The 19,857-nt window shown below is 43.8% G+C and carries 20 protein-coding genes; 4 read left to right on the top strand and 16 right to left on the bottom strand.

Going from position 1 to position 19,857, the window contains the following annotated elements:
• Positions 1–19: 19 nt before the first annotated feature.
• The 9 genes from MHI55_RS15445 to MHI55_RS15405 form a co-directional block, all read right to left on the bottom strand.
• A complete protein-coding gene (locus tag MHI55_RS15445; RefSeq protein WP_101313745.1) occupies positions 20–1,225 on the bottom strand; it encodes a benzoate/H(+) symporter BenE family transporter in 1,206 nt (401 codons plus the stop codon).
• 19 nt (positions 1,226–1,244) lie between these two features.
• Positions 1,245–1,988 carry a YggS family pyridoxal phosphate-dependent enzyme gene (locus MHI55_RS15440; RefSeq protein WP_339308445.1) on the bottom strand — a complete coding sequence of 248 codons (744 nt, stop codon included), beginning with the start codon at positions 1,986–1,988 and terminating at the stop codon, positions 1,245–1,247.
• Between the two features lie 324 nt (positions 1,989–2,312).
• A complete protein-coding gene (gene rbsB / locus MHI55_RS15435) occupies positions 2,313–3,245 on the bottom strand; it encodes a ribose ABC transporter substrate-binding protein RbsB (RefSeq protein ID WP_036615972.1) in 933 nt (310 codons plus the stop codon).
• Between the two features lie 14 nt (positions 3,246–3,259).
• Positions 3,260–4,231 (bottom strand): ribose ABC transporter permease, encoded by a 972-nt coding sequence (rbsC, locus tag MHI55_RS15430; RefSeq protein WP_036615973.1) that lies wholly within the window; start codon positions 4,229–4,231, stop codon positions 3,260–3,262.
• Position 4,232: 1 nt separating this feature from the next.
• Positions 4,233–5,714, bottom strand: coding sequence for a sugar ABC transporter ATP-binding protein (locus tag MHI55_RS15425; RefSeq protein WP_340390496.1), 1,482 nt, complete (start codon positions 5,712–5,714; stop codon positions 4,233–4,235).
• Between the two features lie 14 nt (positions 5,715–5,728).
• Complete coding sequence (gene rbsD / locus MHI55_RS15420; RefSeq protein WP_017688515.1) at positions 5,729–6,130, bottom strand: D-ribose pyranase; 402 nt, start codon at positions 6,128–6,130, stop codon at positions 5,729–5,731.
• Positions 6,130–7,008 carry a ribokinase gene (rbsK, locus tag MHI55_RS15415; RefSeq protein WP_340390495.1) on the bottom strand — a complete coding sequence of 293 codons (879 nt, stop codon included), beginning with the start codon at positions 7,006–7,008 and terminating at the stop codon, positions 6,130–6,132. Before rbsK ends, rbsD begins: the two co-directional genes overlap by 1 nt.
• Positions 7,001–7,990, bottom strand: a complete 990-nt coding sequence (locus tag MHI55_RS15410; RefSeq protein WP_076212070.1) for a LacI family DNA-binding transcriptional regulator — start codon at positions 7,988–7,990, stop codon at positions 7,001–7,003. Before MHI55_RS15410 ends, rbsK begins: the two co-directional genes overlap by 8 nt.
• A gap of 311 nt (positions 7,991–8,301) precedes the next feature.
• Positions 8,302–8,709 (bottom strand): cupin domain-containing protein, encoded by a 408-nt coding sequence (locus tag MHI55_RS15405; RefSeq protein ID WP_076253026.1) that lies wholly within the window; start codon positions 8,707–8,709, stop codon positions 8,302–8,304.
• A 201-nt stretch (positions 8,710–8,910) separates the two neighbouring features.
• Between MHI55_RS15405 and MHI55_RS15400 the strand changes: the two genes are divergently transcribed.
• Positions 8,911–9,471, top strand: coding sequence for a TetR/AcrR family transcriptional regulator (locus MHI55_RS15400; RefSeq protein WP_340390494.1), 561 nt, complete (start codon positions 8,911–8,913; stop codon positions 9,469–9,471).
• Positions 9,472–9,631: 160 nt separating this feature from the next.
• Positions 9,632–10,600 carry a DMT family transporter gene (locus tag MHI55_RS15395; protein ID WP_340390493.1) on the top strand — a complete coding sequence of 323 codons (969 nt, stop codon included), beginning with the start codon at positions 9,632–9,634 and terminating at the stop codon, positions 10,598–10,600.
• A gap of 103 nt (positions 10,601–10,703) precedes the next feature.
• Here the strand turns inward: MHI55_RS15395 and MHI55_RS15390 are convergent, their stop codons facing one another.
• The 5 genes from MHI55_RS15390 to MHI55_RS15370 form a co-directional block, all read right to left on the bottom strand.
• A complete protein-coding gene (locus MHI55_RS15390) occupies positions 10,704–11,846 on the bottom strand; it encodes a DUF4309 domain-containing protein (protein ID WP_339187430.1) in 1,143 nt (380 codons plus the stop codon).
• A gap of 296 nt (positions 11,847–12,142) precedes the next feature.
• Positions 12,143–13,276, bottom strand: coding sequence for a serine hydrolase domain-containing protein (locus MHI55_RS15385; RefSeq protein WP_339187431.1), 1,134 nt, complete (start codon positions 13,274–13,276; stop codon positions 12,143–12,145).
• A 331-nt stretch (positions 13,277–13,607) separates the two neighbouring features.
• On the bottom strand, positions 13,608–14,192 hold the full coding sequence (locus MHI55_RS15380) for a nitroreductase (RefSeq protein WP_339187434.1): 585 nt from the start codon (positions 14,190–14,192) through the stop codon (positions 13,608–13,610).
• Between the two features lie 31 nt (positions 14,193–14,223).
• Positions 14,224–16,194 (bottom strand): AraC family transcriptional regulator, encoded by a 1,971-nt coding sequence (locus MHI55_RS15375; RefSeq protein WP_340390492.1) that lies wholly within the window; start codon positions 16,192–16,194, stop codon positions 14,224–14,226.
• Positions 16,195–16,375: 181 nt separating this feature from the next.
• Positions 16,376–16,570 carry a hypothetical protein gene (locus MHI55_RS15370; RefSeq protein WP_245838061.1) on the bottom strand — a complete coding sequence of 65 codons (195 nt, stop codon included), beginning with the start codon at positions 16,568–16,570 and terminating at the stop codon, positions 16,376–16,378.
• A 163-nt stretch (positions 16,571–16,733) separates the two neighbouring features.
• On the opposite strand from MHI55_RS15370, the gene MHI55_RS15365 reads away from it, so the two are divergent.
• Entirely contained in the window at positions 16,734–17,405 is a 672-nt protein-coding gene (locus MHI55_RS15365) for a cyclase family protein (RefSeq protein ID WP_340390491.1), read from the top strand.
• A 73-nt stretch (positions 17,406–17,478) separates the two neighbouring features.
• Here the strand turns inward: MHI55_RS15365 and MHI55_RS15360 are convergent, their stop codons facing one another.
• Together MHI55_RS15360 and MHI55_RS15355 are read right to left on the bottom strand one after the other, a co-directional pair.
• Positions 17,479–18,351 carry a YitT family protein gene (locus MHI55_RS15360; protein ID WP_017688526.1) on the bottom strand — a complete coding sequence of 291 codons (873 nt, stop codon included), beginning with the start codon at positions 18,349–18,351 and terminating at the stop codon, positions 17,479–17,481.
• A 90-nt stretch (positions 18,352–18,441) separates the two neighbouring features.
• Positions 18,442–18,798 carry a MerR family transcriptional regulator gene (locus tag MHI55_RS15355; RefSeq protein WP_101313734.1) on the bottom strand — a complete coding sequence of 119 codons (357 nt, stop codon included), beginning with the start codon at positions 18,796–18,798 and terminating at the stop codon, positions 18,442–18,444.
• Between the two features lie 111 nt (positions 18,799–18,909).
• Here MHI55_RS15355 and MHI55_RS15350 point away from each other — a divergent pair, with 111 nt between their 5' ends.
• Positions 18,910–19,683: an SDR family NAD(P)-dependent oxidoreductase gene (locus MHI55_RS15350; RefSeq protein ID WP_101313733.1), complete on the top strand. Its 774-nt coding sequence runs from the start codon at positions 18,910–18,912 to the stop codon at positions 19,681–19,683.
• Positions 19,684–19,857: the final 174 nt, after the last annotated feature.

The following is a 19,857-nucleotide window of genomic DNA, read 5'->3' as shown; positions in this document are numbered from 1 at the left end:
CTTCCTCTCAATATTACGGTTATTTATTCGTTCCAAGTTGTTTTTTGGGAAATTTACTATTCATCAGTAGATGTGCCATCATTCCTGCAAACAGTCCCCAAAATGCACCACCCACACCAAGCAAAGTCACATTCGCTGCTGTCGCCAAAAACGTAATCAATGCAGTTTCACGTCCCTTAGGGTCCGTTAATGCATTGGCAAGACTGCCACCGATCGTTCCAAGTAAGGCTAATCCCGCTAATGTTGCAATAAAGGTAGCAGGAAGAATCAAAAACAGAGCAGCCAATGTTACGCCAAAAATGCCGACAAAAATATAAAAAACACCACAAGCAATACCTGCAATATAACGTTTGGTTGAATCCTCATGTGCATCCTTTCCTGTACAAATCGCTGCTGTAATAGCTGCCACATTAAAAGCATGTGATCCGAATGGGGCTGCAAGAAGCGAACCCAAACCTGTTACAGCTAAAATAGGATTGGCACTTGTCTTGAATCCATCATTACGCAGAACAAGCATTCCGGGCATATACTGCCCTGTCAAGGTAATAATGAACAGCGGTAGCGCAACGCCAAGTAAAGCATTTAACGAAAATGCTGGAACAACAAATACAGGCGAAGCGACCGCTAATTGGATCGTACTGAAGTCTGTTTTCCCCATGCATATCAAATAAATCAAACCGATTGCCAATATGCCAACAATGGCGTAACGGGAAGTAAACCTTCTTAGCACGATATAGCCTGCAAACAGTACAATCACAAGCAAAGGATCTACCTTCGCCCCTCCAAAGGCCGAAATACCAAACTGTAGTAAAATACCAGCTAACAATCCGGAAGCGATGCCTGGGGGAATAAGTCGAACGAAACGTTCAAACATGCCTGACAAACCTAAAATAATAAATCCGACTGCTGAAATCATGTAAGCGCCAATAGCTTCTGGATAAGGAGTTACCGCTAATGCTGAAACGAGAAACGCCACACCTGGTGTAGACCAGGCTGTAATAATCGGTTCCTTATATCGATAACTGAGCCAAATTCCCGTTACGCCTACCCCAATCGAGATGGACCAAATCCAGGAAGCGGTCATTTCCGGGCTTAAACCAGCCACTTTTGCAGCTTGAAAAACAAGGATAAACGTACCCCCGTAATTAACAATTACGGATATTAAAGCGGCGATCACCGGAGATATCAAATCACGGCCGCGTAACGAAGGGGATGCTGTCTTCATATTTAACACTACCTCTCACTTAATCATCGATGCGTGTGTTTTCATTCCAGTAATACTCGTCCGGTAAATAGCGTTGACCAAATACACTTGTCCCTACACGTATCATTGTAGCTCCTTCTTCAATGGCGACTTGGAAGTCACCAGACATACCCATCGATAAAATATCCATTTCTACGCGTGGAATATTTTTCTCTTTAATCTGTGTACGGATCTGGTTTAACAATCGAAAACAATGTCGTGTTTCTTCGTTTGTCGCATTCAGTTTTCCAATGGTCATTAAACCTTTCACGTTTAATGTCTCGAATTGAGACAACTGTTCTACAAGCTCAACGGCTGTTTCTGGAGAGGCACCAAATTTACTTTCTTCGTAGGACGTATTAATTTGCACAAGAATGTCTAAGCTCTTATTCTCTTTGAGAAGCTGGTTATGTAACGCTTGACCCAGTTTCAGACGATCTACGGAATGGATGAGAGTAACATATTTAACTACGTCCTTTACTTTATTTGTTTGCAGATGTCCGATAAAATGCCATTCCACCTGCTTGCTTTGTTCCATGAGTGGGAATTTGTCTCGGAGTTCTTGAGCTTTGTTTTCTCCAAACAGGACCTCACCTGCTTGAATAGCTATTTGTAATTTCTCTAGCGGTACCGTTTTGGTCGCGAGCAACAACTTGATGTCCTCTATGTTGCGACCTGAAGCCTGGCAGGCCAATGCCATTTGCTGTCTTACAGCTTGAAGATTTTCTTCTACTAGATGTTTCATGTCAGCCACCTTCTTTCTATTCCAAACAGGAATGAATCAATGAGATTAGCTCCTCCTTATGTATTGTGAAGACTGTGTAGAACGTCATGCTAGTATAGCAACGGATGGATTGGATATACATATCCAAAAATGCTCTTTTGGAGCACTCCAAAAAGACAAAGTGGATATTAATACAATTGGGGCACCTTTAATATGCTTTTAAAAAGTCAATAATCTGATTGATGTGATGTCCGCACGCTTCTTCCAAAATGAAAAAAGCCGCTAAATTAGCGGCTTGGTTTAGTTCTATGTTCATGTCCAAGAAGATACATGTTTTATGATGATTTACTCATTCACATTTTCCTTCGTTACCAGCTTCAATTCAGCGGGAATCGATGACTCCACCTGCTTGCCACTGAGCACATCCAGAGCTGCTTGCAGCGCCAGTTGGCCAATCAGTATAGGCTGCTGAGCGACTGTTGCTGTCAATTTACCATCCTGAATGGATTTGATTGCATCATCATTCCCGTCGAATCCGATGACCGGAATGTCTTTACCTGAGCTTTGAATCGCTTCAATCGCACCAAGTGCCATCTCATCGTTATGGGCAAATACTGCCTGTACGTCAGGATTACCTTGTAGCAAGTTCTCCATGACATTTAATCCTTTGGACCGATCGAAATCAGCAGATTGTTTAGAAACCACATCAAGTTGCTTGTCGGCCACTTCATGGAAACCTTTACCCCGTTCTCTTGTTGCGGAAGCGCCAGGTACACCCTCAAGTTCAATGACTTTTGCTCCCTCACCCAGTTGTTCCACAAAATATTCAGCTGCCATGCGTCCACCTTTAACGTTATCAGATGCCACTAGTGCCGCCACTTCGCCTTTATCTGCGGAGCGATCCAGCGTGATCACAGGAATGCCCACACTATTAGCGGATTGAACCGCTGTGGAGATCGCTGCAGAGTCCGCAGGGTTAATTAGCAGTGCACTAACGCCTTGCTGAATGAGATCATCAACATCATTGGTTTGTTTTGCCGAATCGTTCTGCGCATCCACCACGATGACCTGTATTCCCTGTTTTTTGGCTTCAGCCATTACCCCGTCCTTCAGTGATACAAAGAATGGATTGTTTAGTGTAGATATCGACAAACCTATTTTCTTCTGTCCATTACTTTTGTTTGGGTTAGGTTTCGCCCATTCCGGTGGCTCCAGAGAGCACCCGGCCAGAACGATGATCATCAGCATACTTATGAGTGTTACAGTCCACTTTTTCATATTCGCTTCTCTCCTTATGCTGTTTTCTTGCGGTCCAGCAGGACGGCAATGGCAATGACGATACCTTTTACAACCATTTGATAAAATGAGTTTACTTCAAGCAAGTTCAATCCATTATTCAACACGCCGATAATCAGAACACCGATCAGTGTACCAACGATGCGTCCGCGTCCTCCAGCAAGGCTTGTACCACCTAATACAACTGCTGCGATTGCATCCAGCTCGTAGGATGTACCTGCCGTTGGTTGCGCTGAATTCAAACGCGATGTCAGAATTGCACCTGCCAGAGCAGCGAGCATACCTGTCAGGGAGTAGATCATAATTTTCACGCGATTAACTTTGATACCCGAGATAATGGAAGCTTTCTCATTACCGCCGATGGCGTACGTTTTACGACCAAAAGCCGTTTTATGCAAAACAATCCACAGAATCATGAAGGTAATCAGCATCGTGATTGCAGGTACCGGAATGCCCAGCAGGTAACCGCGGCCAAACAGTTGGAACAACAGGTTATCCCCGAGCCCTGTAATTGGATTACCATTGGTGTACACCAATGTCAGTCCTCTGAATATCGTCATGGTTGCCAATGTAGCGATAAACGGAGCCATTTTACCTTTGGTAATCATTAGTCCGTTCACCATACCCATGACACCACCGAGTGCTACACCAATAATGATGGACAAGATCGGATCGAGACCAGACAACATCATATTTGCTACAAAAGCACTGGATAAAGCCAAGATTGAGCCGACCGACAGATCAATTCCACCCGTCAGGATAACAAACGTCATACCAAAGGCAATCAGCGCATTAATCGAGACTTGACGCAATAAATTCAAGATATTAAGCGGTTCCAAGAAACTGGGATTCAACACCGATACGATGAGAATAAGAATGATTAAGCCAAGCAGCGGTCCCAATTTTTGTATCACGTTTGAGAAACGGAATCCGCTTTTAGCCGTTTTGTTTTCCTGCATTGTTGTCATATCACTGTCCCCCTGTGGCCAATGTCATAATGTGTTCTTGTGTTGCTACTTCCCTTGCAACCTCGCCACTGATGTGTCCCTCATGCACAACCGCGATCCGGTCGCTCATGCCAAGCACTTCAGGCAGCTCCGACGATACCATGATGATTGCAACGCCGCGGTCAGTCAGTTCATTCATCAATTCATAGATTTCGCGCTTCGCCCCGACATCCACTCCGCGGGTAGGTTCATCCAGGATAAGTACGCTTGGTCCGATACCAACCCATTTCGCGATAACCACCTTCTGCTGGTTACCCCCGGATAGATTCCTTGCCGCCGTCTCGGAGGATTGCGTTTTGATCTGTAGACGTTTGATCAGTGTATCTACGAAGTCTTGTTCTTTCGAAGTTGAGATGAAACCTTTGCTTGAGAAACTGAACAGATTTGGCAACGCCATATTCTCGCGAATAGAGAAGTCTAATACCAGCCCTTCATCCTTGCGGTCTTCTGTAATAAACCCGATTCCATGTTTCACTGCATCTGCCGGTTTACGAATGTTCGCTTTTTTGCCGCGGATGAAGATTTCACCGCTATCCAACGTATCCAAACCAAAGATGGTTCTCATGATCTCTGTTCGTCCAGAACCCATGAGTCCTGAGAAACCGAGTATTTCCCCCGCTCTCACGGTGAAGTTAATATTCTCGAATAGACCTTTGCTGCTTGCATTCCTTACTTCGAGGACAACTTCACCATAAGAAGGATTCCGGACGGGATAACGCTCGGTAAGTTCACGACCTACCATTTTCCGCACCACTTCATCAAAGCTTGTCTGCGGAATAGCTTGTGTGTCTACCGTTCTTCCGTCACGCATGATGGTAATCCGGTCACAGATCGTGAATATCTCCTCCATTCGGTGAGAAATATAGACGATGGATACGCCTTCCTTCTTCAGCGAGCTGATTACACCAAACAGCTTCTGGATCTCACGCTCCGTAAGTGCTGCTGTTGGCTCATCCATAATGATGACCTTGGCATCTGTCATTAGCGCTTTGGCAATCTCGATCATCTGTTGTTGCCCGACAGAGCACTCTCCCACAGGACGTTCCAGTGGTATGTCTACGGAAAGTTTGGCGAACTGTTCTTTGGCAAGCGCTTTCATTTGTCTTGTGTTGAGCAATCCGAATGATGATGTCATTTCCTTACCAATAAAGAGGTTATCCAGCACCGTCATTTCAGGCCATACATTCAGTTCCTGATGTATGAATGTGATACCCAGTTTCTCGGCTTCCTTCGGACTTGCAAAATAGTTTTCTTCTCCGTCTATGCTGATGGTTCCCTGATCACGCTGATGAAGACCAATCAGAATATTCATCAGTGTGGATTTGCCGGCTCCATTCTCCCCCATCAGGGCATGAACTTCACCATCCTTTAGTTCAAAATCCACTCCGCTCAGCACCTGATTCGTTCCAAACGCTTTATGAATGTTTTGCATCTGAATGTGCATTACGCAACCTCCTTTTAACCGAAATGGACTCCCGATTGTAAAATGCAATTGGCATAGGGTGTGGCTTCACCTGTGCGGATGACCGCTTTCACCTGCCGAGTTAATGCTTTGAATTGTTCATGGCTGACGGAAGCATCAATTGCTTCTACCCCGAATTTCTCTGTGATGAATTGCATAGCTACGGGATTGCCTTCGCAAATCTCTTCAGCCACAATGACTTTCTCAATGACCATATCTTCTGCGATCGCTTCCACCACTTCGCGAAAACTTGGTGTTCCCAGTTTAAGGGCCAGATCAATTTTGAGTACCCCGTCCGGTACCGGCAGACCTGCATCCGCAATCGCAATCATGTCCGTATGGCCCAGATCAGACAAAATCTTGGAAATGTGACTATTCAACATGCCATTTCTTTTCATTACAAGCTCTCCTCTACTTCATCACGCGTCGGCATGCCGCCCTGCGCTCCGAACTTGGTGACGGACAACGATGCAGCCCGATTGGCGAAGCGTATACTCTCTTGTAACGCTTTTCCTTCAGCCAAAGCAACTGCAAATGCGGCGTTGAACGTATCCCCTGCCCCCGTAGTATCAACAGCCTCAACTTTATAAGTTGGGACTAGAATTTCCTCAGTGCCATCAAAGTACCGTACACCTTTACTGCCCTCCGTAATGAACAACTTGTTAGGATACTGACGTAATGCATGTGCAGGACTCATGCCCTGAAACAAAATCTCGGCTTCATGCTCGTTTGGCGTGATATATGCGGCATTGTCGATCACTTCTTGCGGCAATGTTCTCGCCGGAGCGGGATTAAGCAGCAGCGGTGTTCCGAGTTCTGCACACAATGCACTCACATGCACAACCGTTTCCTCCGGAATTTCCTGCTGAATTAATACGATATCTGCATCGCGGATCACTTCAGCTGCTTCATCGACATATGCAGGAGTAACTTCCCGATTCGCCGCTTCAACCACTACGATACTATTATCACCTTCTGCCAGAATGATATGAGCCGTACCACTTTCTAAATGTGTAACCGGTTTCACATTTTGCGTATTTACAGCATTTGCTCTAAAGTTCTCTACAATATCTTTGCCAAAAGCATCGTCGCCTACCCGGCCGATCATCGCAACCTCGGCACCCAGTCGTGCAGCGGCAACAGCCTGATTGGCTCCTTTGCCACCAGGAACCGTTTTGAAGCTATCGCCAAGAACGGTTTCACCCGCCCCCGGCCGTCTTGATGAAGTAACAACCAGATCCATTGAACTGCTTCCAATTACACATATTTTAGCCATCTGATCTCACCTTTCTCGTAGTGCCCCGTTCGATGAAACTCACGGGCAACTGTATGTTTTTATTCTCTATTGCAGCTTGTTCCACAAGCTGGATAAGTAATCCCGCCGCTTCTCTTCCCATCTCGTATGCTGGCTGATGGATGGTGGACAATGCCGGCGATAACAGGCTGCTCATCGGAATATCATCGAAACCAATCACTTGTACGTCATCAGGAACCTTTCTTCCGATCCGTGATGCCTCATGCAGTACTGCCATGGCTGCGATATCATTGCTCGCAATGACCCCGTCTGTATCCGCATACTTCCTGAATAATTCTTCAGCCCACACACTTGCCTCATTAATTGAAAATGAGGTCGTCTGGATTACCCGGTAGTCTAACCCAGCATCACGGATGATTTCAATCGCCCCTTCAAAACGATCCTGAGCGGGTCTGATCTGTGACGGTCCCTGCATAACTGTGATCCGGCGACTGCCGCGTTTGATAATCTCCCTTGCAGCTAGTCTTCCACCTTCCCTGCCATCCGCATACACGGATGGACGATCCAGTGAAGTTCTGTCCAGAAACACAACGGGAATCTTCAGTTTTTCATATATCGAAGAATGAGGGTAGTTCGTTGAAGAGATCACACCGACCACGTTGTTCTGGATAAACGTCTGGATGTAATCCTGCTCCTTCCGTTCATCCTCATCACTATTTCCGAATATCAGTCTGTAATCCTGCTCCTGCATCCGGTCCTCTACGCCGCGGGCCAACTGCGGGAAGTAAGGGTTCGTAATATCCGGCAACAACAGGCCAATCAGTTTGGATTTACGCTTATATAATGAGCGTGCCACTTCATTTGGCGAAAAGTTAAGCGCCTTCACAGCATCTTCCACTTTCTTGCGTGTGTCGGCATGAACATAACCTCTATCATTAATGACTCTGGATACGGTGGCAACAGATACGCCAGCCAGTTGAGCTACATCTTTAATTGTTGTCATAAGTTGCTCTCCTCTATGTGTAACCGGTTACATAACTTAAATTATCATATTATTTTTAATTTGACAAGTGTTTTCATTCTGGAAATTTCTCCAAGTATACATAAAGTGCACTGGAATCCATCTATATCATGGTTTTCTCCTGGCAGGGAGATCGATACTTCATAGACGTAAAGAGGCCATCACTCGATTAAAACTCAGAGTGATGGCACCCAGATCAACATAAAATCAGCAAGCTCCTGAACTTAATTAGCCTTTAATTTAACAAATTAGATAGTACCATTTTCGAATAAATCAATTCATAGCGTTTATTTTTATAACTCCCCATAAACTTCATCTGTAACAGGTTCCAACCATTCTGGTGTACCCGCAGTGATTGCAATGTGTTCAAACCAACTATCTTTAGCGGCCCCATGCCAGTGTTTTACACCATCATGAGTCACAATAACATCGCCGGCTTTGAGGAATTGGGCAGGTTTTCCTTCTTCCTGATACCAACCTTCCCCACCAGTCACTAACAACAGCTGAAATCCACCACGATGGATATGCCAGTTATTTCTGCATCCCGGTTCAAACGTTACATTACCAACACCCACATTCACTTTGGGATCAGCAACCAAGGATTGGAGATAACTTTGCCCTATGAAATATTGCGAAAATGCTTCGTTTTTTTCTCCTACCGGGAATATCACTCCATCTTTAACTTCTTCATGTTTAGCCATTTTATTTCCTCCAGTGTGATCTTATTGATTAATGCTTCCTGCTCCTAATGTTGACCTAAAAGTGATTACACACATACGTGCAATATCGCACATTCGTGTATAATATAAAATAATTGCACTGCCTCTGCAAGGATCAAATGAACCCGATCTGTGCCTTATGGCGCAAAGGAACAACATTTGTGCAATTACTCTCTGGAAAGAATGGTGATTACTATCGTTTCTATCACAGATCGAAGAATACTTAAGTCTCAGGAAGCGATCAAATCCGCTTTTATCAAACTCATGAATGAGAAACCTTTTGATACCATTACGATGCAAGATATCTCTGATCATGCAAATGTCGGCCGCAGAACGATATACCATCACTATTCGGACAAATTTGACTTGCTGGATAAATTAATTGAAGAACATATCGATGAACTACGAAGATTGTGCAAGGAAGCATCCGATCTGGATTTTATAGAAAGCAATGTACTTTGGTTCGAATATTTTGAAGTTCACTATTCATTTTTCTCGGCTATGTTACTGAGTAAAGGAGCCCCTTTTTTCCGCAATCGCTTCCTGGCTCTTGTCATTGAAGAACTGGAAGATGAGGTGAATGTAACGGAGGGGAAAAATAAAGGACTAACAAAAGAAGTGATTCTCACGTTCTTTGGTACAGCAATCGTGGGTATCGTGGAATCCTATTTCACAAATGGATTCCCCCGGCAACCTTATATTGTCGCAGAACAAGTTGGGATTTTATTAGAAAGGAATCTATAACATAGACTCCTCATGAACCGTTCCTTCTTGATATTCTTATCAGCTGAGGAGCGGTTTATTAATTATCATTACAAAGATTAGCGATATGTGATATGGTCAGTGAGGATATTAATAGATTCATACATACATATGTACATGAAATGTGAGGAGAAGATCGAAAGTGATAGAGAGAAATACCCTTGAGAAACCGAGTAAATTTAGTGATCCCATTTTTGTCATGCTCGTGGCAAGCCTGTGTTGCTTGTTATGGGGAAGTGCGTACCCATCCATCAAACTTGGATATATCGCGTTTAACATTCTGCCGGAAGATATTGCTTCCAAGTATGTATTTGCCGGATACCGGTTTACACTGGCGGGCTTGCTGCTCTTGCTCCTGTCTCGTATCGTTAGAAAAGAGAAGCTCCAATTGTCCAAGCCGCAGTGGACTAGCCTCATCATGCTAGGTATATTGCAAACGGGTTTGCAATATACGTTTTTCTACGTTGGCGTAGCCAATACAACGGGTGTCAAAGGCTCCATTATGAACGCTACTACAACCTTTTTCAGTGTTGTTCTGGCCCATTTCATCTATAAAAACGACAAATTAAGCAGAAATAAAATCGTTGGTTGCTTGCTTGGATTCGTTGGCGTAATCATCGTAAACTTCCATACGGATCTGCTTGCTTTTTCCTTTTCATTCACAGGCGAAGGCTTCGTTATTATAGCGGCACTTGTTTTTTCCGTTACAGCCCTTTACGCAAAACGTCTCACCGCCACCATCGATGTTCTGATCATAACAGGTGTCAGCTTATTCGTCGGGGGACTGGTACTTACGCTGTTAGGTCTATCACTCGGCGGTCGTGTCACCCATTTCACCTTGGAATCCACGAGTAACTTAATCTACCTGGCTTTGCTGTCATCTGTCGCATTTTGTCTATGGAATATGCTTCTCAAGTACAACAAGGTCGGAAGAGTGTCTGTCTATAACTTCCTAATCCCTGTATTTGGAGCTTTATTATCAGCGTTATTCCTGGGGGAAACGATCTTGGAACTGAAAAATCTGGTCGCATTGCTGTTCGTGTCGGTTGGCATTTATTTAGTCAATCGTGTACGTTCTGTGCAAAGCTCTAATAACACTCCAATGAAATAGACTACGCGTCCACTTTCATTGATAACAAAAAAAGCCGCTAATCAGCGGCTTTTTTTTGTAAATGTGATCAAGCTATGCTTTCATTTCTTTACGATGCTATACCTTAATATATATTCGTAAAGTCAATTAAGTCTTCTTCTTCCAAATAATTAAAAACTATAGTGTGCTTACCCAGCTCATATTCCATCTCATAACCACCCACAACTTCATTATAATATTCCGAGGTGGGTTTTCCCATCCATCGTTTCACATTCCATGGTGAGAGGTACTGCTTTTCATTGTACAGCTGGATAACCGCAATACGTGATTTCTTGCTAAGCTCGTGCATGTATGAATCAAACCCGATGCCGAATTTAGAATAATAATAGTACGCTCCCCATTCCCCGTTTGAACGAGAATTGGGTTTCCCCAGCTTTTTTTGCGCATTTTGAAGCGTCATGCCAATCTTGATGTCCGTCCGGCCTGGCAACACACCCTTTATAGCAGCTTCCTTCAGGCTTTTCAGGTAAGCGCGATCGCCAACACCCGAGTTTGGCCAAGCTTCTGAACGGAGGTTACGTGTATCTTCCAACCGCAATTCCAATTTGTTCACATTCAGCTTAAACGTATCAACCCCATAGACAAATTGAAGGTTGTTGTAATTTTTGAACTGCACTCGGGCACCTGAAAGAGTACGGATTCCATCATCTCTGCTTGCAGAGTAGGAATCGTCGATTTTTTTTCCCTTATTATCGACATATGTTACACGGCGCAATTCCCCGGAACGAACAATATACGTTTTTACCTCATTGAAATTAGAAGTTCCCCAATCGGTGATCATCAGCATGTCTGGTGTACTAGACTCTTTGCTTTTCACAACAAAGTTCCAGGTTTGAGGCAAAATAATCGTACTCAGATCCAGTTTTGCTGCCTGAACAGTTCCGTATGCTGCACCTTTTTTCAGCAAGGCTGCACGATACGTGCCTGAATAACTCTTGTCGCCTTTTTTATTGTTTGTCCAACCATTTTCTTCGGTTAGTGTACTCTTCTGTTCATCATAAGCAAAAATATAAACGGTGTAAGCCGTTTGCTTGGCATCACGAAGCGTAAATGAAAGCCGGCTCATACTTTCGAGCTGTTTGGCGGAGATTTGCTCTCCTTTGGCAGCGGCATTAGGTGGTAGCAGAAGCAATGCGCTCAGAACATAGGCGATTAAGGTAAGTAAGGCCAGAGAAGCCCATTTTGCATTGTGTTTAGGGTGTATCATCGATGACTCTCCTTTGAGTAAAAAAATAAAAATCTAACATCGCTTTTCTAATATTAAACCGTGCACAATCTCAACATTCAAACAGGTACTTGCTAGAGTATAATCTTGATCAAACTATGTAATGAATTTAAGTTCATGTTCAATAAGCATATCCTCCTACTAGTACTATTTTCCTAAGAATGATAACATACCCTTTCTAATAAAGAAATAACAAACTAATTAATAGATTTCGACTCATATAACATAAAAAAGCCGCTATTTAGCGGCTCTTCAAGTAACTTCGAATACGATATGATTTACAGGCAGGAGTATACCACATTTCGTAAGCGTCGTTGAACGTACGGCTCCTGACTGTTCAGCAGGTGCTGTGCATACATGACTGTAAGCTCTGAATCCGGATCAATAATAGCCATACAACCAGCAGCGCCGCTCCATCCAAATTCGCCAATTGGACTCAGTGAGCCGCTTGCTGCTTTGGAGATATGTGTGCGAACACCCAGTCCATAGCCGTATCCATACATATGATCCCAGGAATAATCAGCACGAGTCATCTCGTTCAGGTGGTCCGTTCGCATCAGTTCCACTGAAGCTTGTGACAGAATGCGCACGCCTTCGGGACTCGTACCATGCCCAGTAAGCGCGTTCAGAAAACGTGCATAATCGCTAACGGTTGATAGTAACCCTGCACCGCCGCTTTCCAGCTCCGTACCCACACGGAATCCATTGCCGTCCAAACGTACAGCCTTTTCAAGCTCATCATTGTAAGCATACTGTGGAATCAGACGTGTCTGCTGCTCATCGTTCAGATTAAACGCTGTATCGTTCATGCCAAGGGTTCCTGTGATTTCGTCCCGCAGATACGTACCAAAGCGTTTGCCACTTACCACTTCCACCAAGGCTCCTAACACATCATGGCACATGCTGTAATTCCAGTGTGTCCCTGGTTCAAACAGCAACGGTTCTTTCGCAAGCGCTCTCGCGAAGTCGCGTGTTGGCAATGTTCCATCGGTGCTTTTTACAGCTTCTTGAATGCTTGGACAACCAACGTCATACGAGAACCCGGCAGTCATGGTGAACAAATCACGTACTGTAATGGCTCTTGTCGCCTTTTCCAGTCGGATCTCCCCGTTCGGCATCGTTTTCTTAACCGTCATCTCAGCGTACTCTGGCAGATAATCAGATAAGGGATCGCTTAACAGCATTGCCCCTTTCTCCACCAGTTGCAGCCCTGCCACGCAAGTCATAATTTTGGTCATGGAGTATAGATTGAAGATCGCTCCATCACCGATAGGTGTTTTCTCTTCCAGATTGGCGTATCCATTACGATAATGGAAAACGGTATCATTTCGATGCATCACCAGCACCTCTGCCCACGGTACACGCCAGGATGTAATGCGGTCAATAAATGAAGCAAGCGGTTTAAAGTCCATTTTTTCCCGTCCTTCTATGTAAAATCGTTTATCATTTTGCGATGTGGTACATGTTCCCTCCCACAATCGACATATTATTAATATACGACCTTTTACAACGATTGACTACCACCTATATGGCCTCAACCATCCATTTATTGACCGCCGAATTTGTATTTCATTTCGTTCATGATTTGGCAGGCAGTGTGAGATAACGTTAATCAGAAACAGTTTGAACTCCTCAATGTCTGACATCCAATCAACATCGATATTCAATTATGCAAAAAAGCCGCTATGTTCGCGGCTTACAATGAGTTCGTTTCACAGCTCGGAACCGTATGAAGTATCACTACTACTGTACTTCTGCTCTTGCCGTGGAGACAAAGGTCATCAATTCTTCTACGGGTGTGCGAGGACGAGGTTTGGGAACCTTGTTTGTATCAAAATACCCCAGATGAAGTGTGCCAACAATTCTCTCTCCTGCTTTTACACCTGTCTTGGCGTAGAAATCAGGGTCAAAATTATATTCATTTGTCTTCCACACTACACCGATATCCTGCTCCCATGCCAGAAGTTGAATATTTTGAATAAGGGCAGCACTAGCCCCCACAGCATCTTCCCATACCCGTTGTCTCGGATCAGCCTCAATCACAACCAGCAGATGGGCTTGGATAGATTCGCAATAGTCTTTTTGCAGCTTCTCTCCCCATCGCTCTCGCTCATCCTTGGAGAACGTATGCAGCACCGCATCAGCAAATTGCTTCCGACCTTCTTCTACAAATAATATGAAGCGCCATGGCTCTTTACGGGAATGAACAGGTGCCCACACGGCCGCTTCCAGCAAGTGCATGATCGTTTCTTTCGCCAGCGGTTTGCCATTGAACTGACGAACGGTTCTTCGTTCACGAATGAGCTTCTCTACGACGGACGTTTCCATATGCATTAATCCTCCTGTCTCGTTTCCTTATTTATTGGGTAAGGAAATTTACCGCTTCGTCGATAATCTTGGTCTGTCCGATGGGTCCTCCGGGACCTTGGAACCACAAGCCGTAGTCAACGATGTAGACATTGTTGTTTTTGACAGCATTCAGGCTCTTCCACACTGCTGTTTTTTGCAATTCTGTCGTTTCATTCTCGTCTGATGACAACAGGAAAATATGATCGGGATTAATCGATGGTAACGACTCCATGGAGATTACTTTCATTGAATCTGTCGGGTCAGGTATGGATACAGGAGGTGTCAGGCCTAGATCGTCGTACAGAACCTCATAGTTTCTTTTACTGTAATAACGCACTTCTTTATCGGATAAACGCAGGAACATCACGGTCTCGTCTCCGATGGATTGCTTGATTTTCTCACGGGCTTCTGCAGCTTTCTTTTCGTATTCTTCAATGACCTGTTTGGCCTGATCCGTCTTCCCTAACATATCTCCCATATGTAACAGGCTTGTCTTCATACGAATAATACCTTGCTCGTCCTGCAGCTTCTCTGCCAGCAAGGTAGGGGCAATTTTGCTGAGGCTGTCATAGGCATCACTCATGAAATCCTGACCGATAATCAGGTCTGGCTCTGCCGCCAATATGCTTTCGTAGTTGGGATCAACCTGCCAGCCCAGATTTTCTTTTCCTTGTAGTTGATCGGACAGGTAGGTAGGAAACTGATCACTCCCCTCCTCATTACTGGATGCTGCCTGGGGTACAATACCGAGTGCTAACAAATAGTCAGTTGCAGCCGGGAACAACGAAATAATATGCTGAGGATCACCTTTGATGACCGTTTCTCCCCAAGGATGCTTAACAACACGCTCCTGTACTGCTGATTCGGTGGATTGCGCGAATTCGGTGGTTGGAGCATTGTTACCGCTTGTTCCATTACTGCTTGTTGCTGAACTGCCCTGAGAAGGGGAACAGGCTGATATTAATAAAGTAAGGCTGAGCATCAAAAGCAATGCAACGGGTTTTCTCGATCTCATAGATGTAAGTGATTCTCCTTTTGAGTTGTATTGATAATAATTATCATCATCAATAGGATCATAACCGCGATGCATGGGACTGACAATGGACAATTCTGATTCTTGAATAGCATTATTCTGACCGGTTGGCAGGGCGATACATTTTTGTTTGAACCGACCTGGTGAAAGGCCAACATGCTTTTTAAATAAACGATTAAAATAGATCACATCTGGAATGCCGATTGCCTCGGCAATCTTCTGAAGAGATGCATCTGTGTGCAACAGCAGCTCCTTGGCTTTGTACATCCGTATCCGAGTTAAATAGGTAATCAGACTGCTGCCTGTCTCTTTCTTGAACGTTCTCGACAGATGCCCTGCACTGCAATCCAGAAGTTCTGCGAGCGGATCGACCATAACGGGCAACATGTAGTTCTCTTGAAGATAACGAACGGCTTGAGCTACCAGATCGGGCTTGGCAGTCTCAATTCCTTGTGCACTTAACTGCCTCATTAATTCATTAATAAATTGATAAAATAACGTCTTTACCTGAAATTTCGAGAACGCATCCGTCCGTTCCCAATGTTGCTCTATTCTTTGGACTTTATCATATAAGTCAATGGGATAGCTTGGGGCGAAAGCATATTGCACGTGAAACGGGACATGTTGCCTGAGCAGAGCTTGATTCTCACGAGTATTGGATAACGACAAATTAGCCCGATAAAACATCAAATAAAATTCGAATGAATCCTCGCTCAGGGAGATATTCATCCATACCCCCTTGCCTCCATGTAAGACTTGCATCTGATCGATCGCGTACATCGTGTCATCCAGCGTAATCGTTGCATTGCCGCGAACTGTATATATAAAACCGCTAATTGGAAATCGATAGGCATGGATGGGTTCGCCAGCGCGCACGACGACGTGACGCACTTCCCATATTTTAATTGAGGCCAGATTCCATAACTTCACATGCTCTTCTACGTGCATCTCTTCCTTCACCTTCCACAATCCATTAAGTTAGCAAAACATCAGCAAAATCAGCGGATATTTTCACTTTTCTCCATTCTATCGATAATCATTCTCAACTACAACATATATCTTCCTATTCGATAAAATGCTACGCACGAATAAGCCGATCCATGAAAGGATCGGCTTATGTTGTAACGGTTTAGACTTCGCCGCGTCTGTTCTCAACCGATTTCATACGGTTTTGATCATCTGGTACCCGGTCAACACTGAACTCTTGACCAGCTTCAACCTCACCATGACCTGAAATATTCCGCGAAAAATTAGTGAACTGTCTTTTTTGATCATCCAGTTCATGTTTTTGCTTCAAAAGCTCTTGCGGGTCCTGCTTTGTCACTATGCTAACCTCCCATAGGAATCATGCTATTTAATCACACTACAGAAGTTTTCCATAATAGAGCTGTGCTTATGCATGAAGTACCGATTCCTTTCATAATATGAGTCCATACATTCACCAAACATTATATAAATCCTGTGTGACATAAAGGAGAGAACAATAGATGAAGCGGATCCTCTTGTCCTATCCTCTTAGTGTAAATACTCCCGTTTATAAAGATAACCCTTCTGTTGAGATTCAGCAGCAGTCCAGCATAGATCAAGGAGACCTGTATAACCAATTTATCATCACATCCCTCAACCATAATGGAACTCATATTGACGGGCCTTGGCATTTCAATCCGCAAGGTCTAAAAATAAGCGAGATTCCAATAGACTATTTTATCTTTACTCATCCAACAATCCTCGATATTCCCAAAGGTAATGATGAACTTATTACCAAAGCTGACCTGGAGCCCTATGAACATCAGATCGCTGGCTCTGATCTACTGCTCATACGCACAGGTTTTGGAAAGTTTCGATCATCTGACCCTGTTCGTTATAGGGATCATAACCCAGGGTTTGCAGCGGATGCTGCAAGCTACCTGATGGTTTTTGATTCATTGCGAGCAGTTGGGATGGATATGATCTCTTCAGGCTCTGTGATTCACGTGGATGAAGCTATCGCTTTTCATCAAATTATGCTCGGGAAAGGTCGGGTTGATGGCAAGTTCATTCTACTTATAGAGGATATGAATTTAAACCATGATTTATCTGGAATTGAAAAGGTATATGCTGTTCCATTATATATTGAAGGTGTTGACAGTAGCTTCAGTACAATTTTTACGGAAGCTTGATTTTTTTTATATGCATAAGGTAAACAAAAACGCGCTGGCAAGAGTATTCCTCCTGTCAGCGCGTTTTTGTATGTTAGTGAATATCTTTCTTTTTGAAATTGCCGCCTCTCACTTCAGCTACATCGTATACGACTACAAAAGCAGTTGGGTCAATTTCGTGAATGATATCTTTAATTTTACTCTCTTCCATCCGGTTAATGACACAAGTAATTTCCTTGAATTGCTCATTAGAGTAGCCACCGTAAGCCTCGGTATACGTTGCTCCACGGCCTAAACGGTCCCGAATGGTTTCAACCATAATCTCAGGTTGATTCGTAATAATTTTAAACGTTTTGGAGCCGCTCAAGCCCTCTTCAACAATATGTATTACTTTAGAAGCAATAAAATACGCAAGTCCTGACAAGATCGCGCCTTGCAGACCAAACACGGTAGAAACGACAATAAATACAAACATGTTGAGGAACAGGATGAGATCACTGGTCCCAAAAGGTACTTTTCGCGAAAGGAGTACAGCCAGCATATCTATGCCATCCAATGCACCGCCATTACGTAATGCAAGTCCCATACCAAAACCGATGATAATCCCGCCGACAACCGTAACAAGCAAGGTATCACCTTCAATGATGGTTGGTATATGGTGCATCAGACTGGTGCTGATTGCGAGTGAAGCAATACCGATGATCGAATATAACGCAAAGCTTTTTCCGATTTGCTTGTACCCGAGCCACACAAATGGAATGTTAATAATCCCGATGAGCATCCCCAGTGGTAATCCGAACAGCTGTGATCCTACGATACTCAGACCTGTGACACCACCATCTGAGACATTATTCGGGATCAATATGGCTTCCAGGCCATATGCCGTTATAAATCCCCCTATGATAATCAATAATACTTTGGAGAGGATCTTTAACTTGTTTGACTTTTGTTTTCTGTTTTGATGCATTGCATTTCCCCCTTGATGAACAACCGATAAAAAACAGTCTATAATAAAAATCACTGTTTTGGCAATAGATCGTCATTTGTGTGTGTTAGTTCATTGTCCGATGAGCGTTCGATACGACGAAATTTTATGCTCAAGCATCTCATCTGCTGTGTTAAGTATGTGCATCTGTTTTTGAATCGACTCTTTATGCTCCTCCAGCAGCTTTAAACGATCCACCGCCGTATGCTCCCCTTCCTGAAACAAGGACGCATATTTCTTAATAATAGCAATGGGCATTTGAGTCTCTTTTAATTTGATCACAAATTGCAGCCACTTCAGGTGTGACTCGTTGTATCGCCTGTCTCCACTGGCATCTCGGAGAGGAGTTACAATCTGTTCCTTCTCATAATAACGCAACGTATGTGCACTGATATGGAGTAATTCTGCCACTTCACCAATGGTATGCATGGTTAACCTCCCCTCCATTTTCCCGCTTGACTTAGAGTAAGCTCTAATCAGTATAATCAACTCGTGGTCACATCACAATAAAAAATGAAATCAGATCCAGGAGGAATTTTCATGAAATATACAGTGATTACCGGTGCCAGTTCAGGCATTGGATATGAAGCGGCTTTAGCTTTTGCAGCTCGTGGCAAAAATATAATCCTGGCAGCACGCAGAACCGATGAATTGGACAAATTAAAAGCAAAAGTAACTGAAATCAATCCTGATTTGGATGTTGTCATTCGTACAGTGGATCTGTCTATTGCCGCTAATGTGCATGAATTCTATGAAAGTCTTAAGGCTTCTTCCATTGAGACTTGGATTAACAACGCCGGATTCGGGAATTTCGCTTCCGTTGGCGAACAACACCTGCCAAAGATTGAGCAGATGCTTCATCTTAATATAGAAGCTCTTACGATTCTTTCTTCCCTGTATGTACGTGATTATGCAAATGTTGATGGCACACAGATCATTAATATCTCCTCTGGGGGTGGATATACGATTGTAGCCGATGCAGTAACCTACTGCGCAACCAAGTTCTATGTTAGTGCCTTTACGGAAGGACTTGCGCAAGAGTTAAAAGGCAAGAACGCAGCGATGCAGGCCAAGGTGCTAGCTCCGGCTGCAACCGAGACGGAATTTGCGAAACATTCCTTTAATGTAGATGAGTTTGAATATGAAGGCAGGGTTCCCAAGTTCCATACAGCGGAACAAATGGCTGGATTTTTGCTGGAGTTGTATGACAGTGAGAGTGTAGTGGGCATTGTGGATGGGTTAACATATGACTTTGAACTAAGAGAACCGATCTTTCCATACGCTGCGAGAGCAGCCTCGAAACCACAAAATTAACCCGAAAACTGAAGTCGAAGCTAAGTCGGCTCAATACCGGTAAACATTCATCTAACCTCACTGATAAACATCATTAAATGTAATCGTTAAACTTCAGTTAACGTTAAAAAGGGAACCTGTCTCCAGGTTCCCTTCTTTGTATTTATTTTCAATTCTATATTAATACTTACTATA

This window comes from Paenibacillus sp. FSL E2-0151, from assembly GCF_037993015.1.
Taxonomy (GTDB): domain Bacteria; phylum Bacillota; class Bacilli; order Paenibacillales; family Paenibacillaceae; genus Paenibacillus; species Paenibacillus amylolyticus.
Note: the sequence above shows the minus strand (reverse complement) of the source record. Positions and strands in the feature narration are given on the sequence as shown.